The sequence below is a fragment of the Thermoflavimicrobium daqui genome (genome assembly GCF_003313465.1).
In the GTDB taxonomy this organism is placed as follows: domain Bacteria; phylum Bacillota; class Bacilli; order Thermoactinomycetales; family Thermoactinomycetaceae; genus Thermoflavimicrobium; species Thermoflavimicrobium daqui.
Genome location: NZ_KZ845695.1, coordinates 1 through 2,859, shown reverse-complemented (window position 1 = coordinate 2,859; position 2,859 = coordinate 1). Strand labels below are relative to the sequence as shown.

The following is a 2,859-nucleotide window of genomic DNA, read 5'->3' as shown; positions in this document are numbered from 1 at the left end:
CGGAAGGGATAAGCGCTGAAAGCATCTAAGCGCGAAGCCCACCTCAAGATGAGATTTCCCTCTGACTTGTTCAGGTAAGACCCCTTGTAGATGACGAGGTGGATCGGTCCGAGGTGTAAGCACAGCAATGTGTTTAGCTGACGGATACGAATCGGTCGAGGGCTTAACCTACTTACTCTCACTCTGACTTCATTTCCTTTCTAATTTTCAAGGTGTGTGATTCACACATCTGAATATTGTCCCAGAATCGCAGATTCCGGGAAACGTCTGGTGATTATAGCGAAGGGGTTCCACTCGTTCCCATCCCGAACACGACAGTTAAGCCCTTCAGCGCCGATGGTACTTGGGGTGCAGACCCCTGGGAGAGTAGGTCGTTGCCAGGCATATCAAAAAGCCATCCAGAAAAACTGGATGGCTTTTTGATTATTTTTCACGTTTTTGCGTAAGAAGTCTCTATCTTCTCTAGACAGCCCTAAAATAGTATATGTGTGACATCCTTTGACAACTGAATGATATAAAGGTAGCTATGAGGAAAGACGGTCATGGTGTAATATTATTTCCGAACTTCCATCTCTACATGAAGGAGATACTCATTCAAGATCCATAGATAATACCTGTTTAAACTCTTTTATGCCCAAGCTGGTTACTTTTACAGCACGTGTATTGGATAAACGCACAATCCATTTTAAATTAAATAAATGTTCCAAAATAGCTTGTCCTAAGGCACCTGCAAGATGGTGGCGACGTTCGCTCCAATCCAAGCAACATCGTGCAAAAGAACGACGTTTTTTTCGTATGGATTGTAGGTTAATGCCAAAATTAATCAGAAACTTTTCCCCAGTTTGGGTAAGAATAAAGTTGTCTTCATTTTTTTGTAAAATATTATTTTCAACTAATGTATCAGTAAGCAAAACACCTAATTTCCCAGCTAAATGATCATAGCAAGTTCTAGCGTAGCGAATAGCTTGATTTTGGTCAAATTGCTTTAGTGAATTGATTTTTTCTTCAGGGGCAATGCATAGCAAAGATTCGATGATAGGGACCATATCTTTACTGATAAACTGATAGTAACGGTGTCTACCATATTTCTTTACTTGTACAATATTTAGTTCTAACATTTTCGCTAGATGGTAGCTAGCAGTTTGTGGTGTAACACCTGCGCTCATCGCTAATTCCGATACAGTATGAAATCTTGCATCTAACAAGGTTTGTAACATTTTTGCCCGAGTTGGATCAGCAAATAAAGATGTAGCAATAGCTAAATGCGATACATTCTTCATTAAAGTCACCTCCCTTTGATGTAATCCATATTTCGATGATAGTCTACAAATTTGTATTTTACAATGGATCCACAAGGGAGGGAAATACATGAAAGAAAAAATATCAGAGTCTTTCATTCAAACGATTTATCCTAAAATCTTATATTATGGAACACCTGTGCTTTTACTAACAACATTAAATGAAGATAATAGTACTAATATTAGTCCAATGTCTTCTTCATGGGCATTAGGGTATAGTATTGTCTTAGGAATGAGCTCAACAAGTAAGGCATATGAAAATATCTGTAGGCACCAGGAATGCGTAATCAATCTCCCTGATTCCTCTCTATGGACAAACGTAGAAAAAATAGCGTTGCTTACAGGAAAAAAACCGATTCCTAGTTTTAAAGAGGAAATGGGATTTCAATTTGAAAAAGACAAGTTTGGTGTATCTGGCTTAACACCAACTCTGTCTAATTTAGTTAGTCCGATGCGTATTCAGGAGTGTCCTATTCAGATGGAAGCAAAGGTTGTCGATATAAGATCTTTGAAGCAGACTCCATCACTGGTTGCTGTAGAGACTGAAGTGGTTCATGTCCATGTTCATTCTGATATCATTTTAAGAGATAACTATATTGACCCAAGTAAGTGGAGTCCTTTGATTTATAATTTTCGACATTATTTTGGTTTAGGAGAAGAATTAGGTAAAACTTCTCGTTCAGAGACTTGATAGAAATCGAAAAAAAATAGATAATCGTAAGGGATATTTATGTAAAAGGGATCAAAATGGTTAAGGGAGAAGGCAAATTGTTTGGATAGTTTCACAGATATACAAGTTACATGTCTTGTTTTTTAGTGATCTAACTTCTTAGTCTTGAATGCCAATTACTTATTTAGAGGCTGTTGCATAAATAGCCGCTCATCGTTTTTGAACTCACTTCCGCTAAAGGTTTGGCGCAAAAGTTGTTCGCTTCAAAAACGAATTGCTCTTATTTTAGGAGTGATCTAGGTTTTTGGTCGAGCTATTAGGCATGCTCTATTAGATTGAGTTCTCAAATTAATGTATCATCTTGTGGAACTATCCTGTTTTTATGTCTTGAATGGATAGTAAAAGTTTATTACCTTTGGATTTTTTATTTCCTATAAAAATAAAAAAGGTGTTGACACCTATTTATATGTGTGTTAAATTATTAAATGTCGCCGCAAGAAAGCGGTGAAACAACAGAAAGTGTTCCTTGAAAACTAAAGAGTGAACATGACTCGTTAATTCTGATGAGCAATCAAACTAGTAGCGGTAGCCCCAGAATCATAGATTCCGGGACAAGAAGTACTAAGCTATCGCTAAGAACTTCTTTGAGAGTTTGATCCTGGCTCAGGATGAACGCTGGCGGCGTGCCTAATACATGCAAGTCGAGCGGGGAGTTTTCCTTCGGGAAAGCTCCTAGCGGCGAACGGGTGAGTAACACGTGGGCAACTTGCCCCTAAGACTGGGATAACTCCGGGAAACCGGGGCTAATACCAGATAATCTTTTCGCTCGCATGAGCGAATCGTAAAAGGTTTCGACCACTTAGGGATGGGCCCGCGGCGCATTAGCTTGTT

2 protein-coding genes and 3 rRNA genes are annotated in these 2,859 nt (G+C 38.8%); 4 read left to right on the top strand and 1 reads right to left on the bottom strand.

Annotated features, from left to right (window positions below):
• Both DL897_RS17925 and rrf read left to right on the top strand, forming a co-directional pair.
• Positions 1 to 171 (top strand): 23S ribosomal RNA (locus DL897_RS17925); the annotation flags it as partial.
• A 95-nt stretch (positions 172 to 266) separates the two neighbouring features.
• Positions 267 to 383: ribosomal RNA gene (gene rrf / locus DL897_RS17920) — 5S ribosomal RNA — on the top strand.
• A gap of 207 nt (positions 384 to 590) precedes the next feature.
• On the opposite strand, the gene DL897_RS17915 is transcribed toward rrf, so the two are convergent.
• Positions 591 to 1,280 carry an ArsR/SmtB family transcription factor gene (locus tag DL897_RS17915; RefSeq protein ID WP_113660472.1) on the bottom strand — a complete coding sequence of 230 codons (690 nt, stop codon included), beginning with the start codon at positions 1,278 to 1,280 and terminating at the stop codon, positions 591 to 593.
• Positions 1,281 to 1,368: 88 nt separating this feature from the next.
• Between DL897_RS17915 and DL897_RS17910 the strand changes: the two genes are divergently transcribed.
• Positions 1,369 to 1,989: a flavin reductase family protein gene (locus tag DL897_RS17910; RefSeq protein ID WP_113660471.1), complete on the top strand. Its 621-nt coding sequence runs from the start codon at positions 1,369 to 1,371 to the stop codon at positions 1,987 to 1,989.
• 619 nt (positions 1,990 to 2,608) lie between these two features.
• Positions 2,609 to 2,859: ribosomal RNA gene (locus tag DL897_RS17905) — 16S ribosomal RNA — on the top strand; the annotation flags it as partial.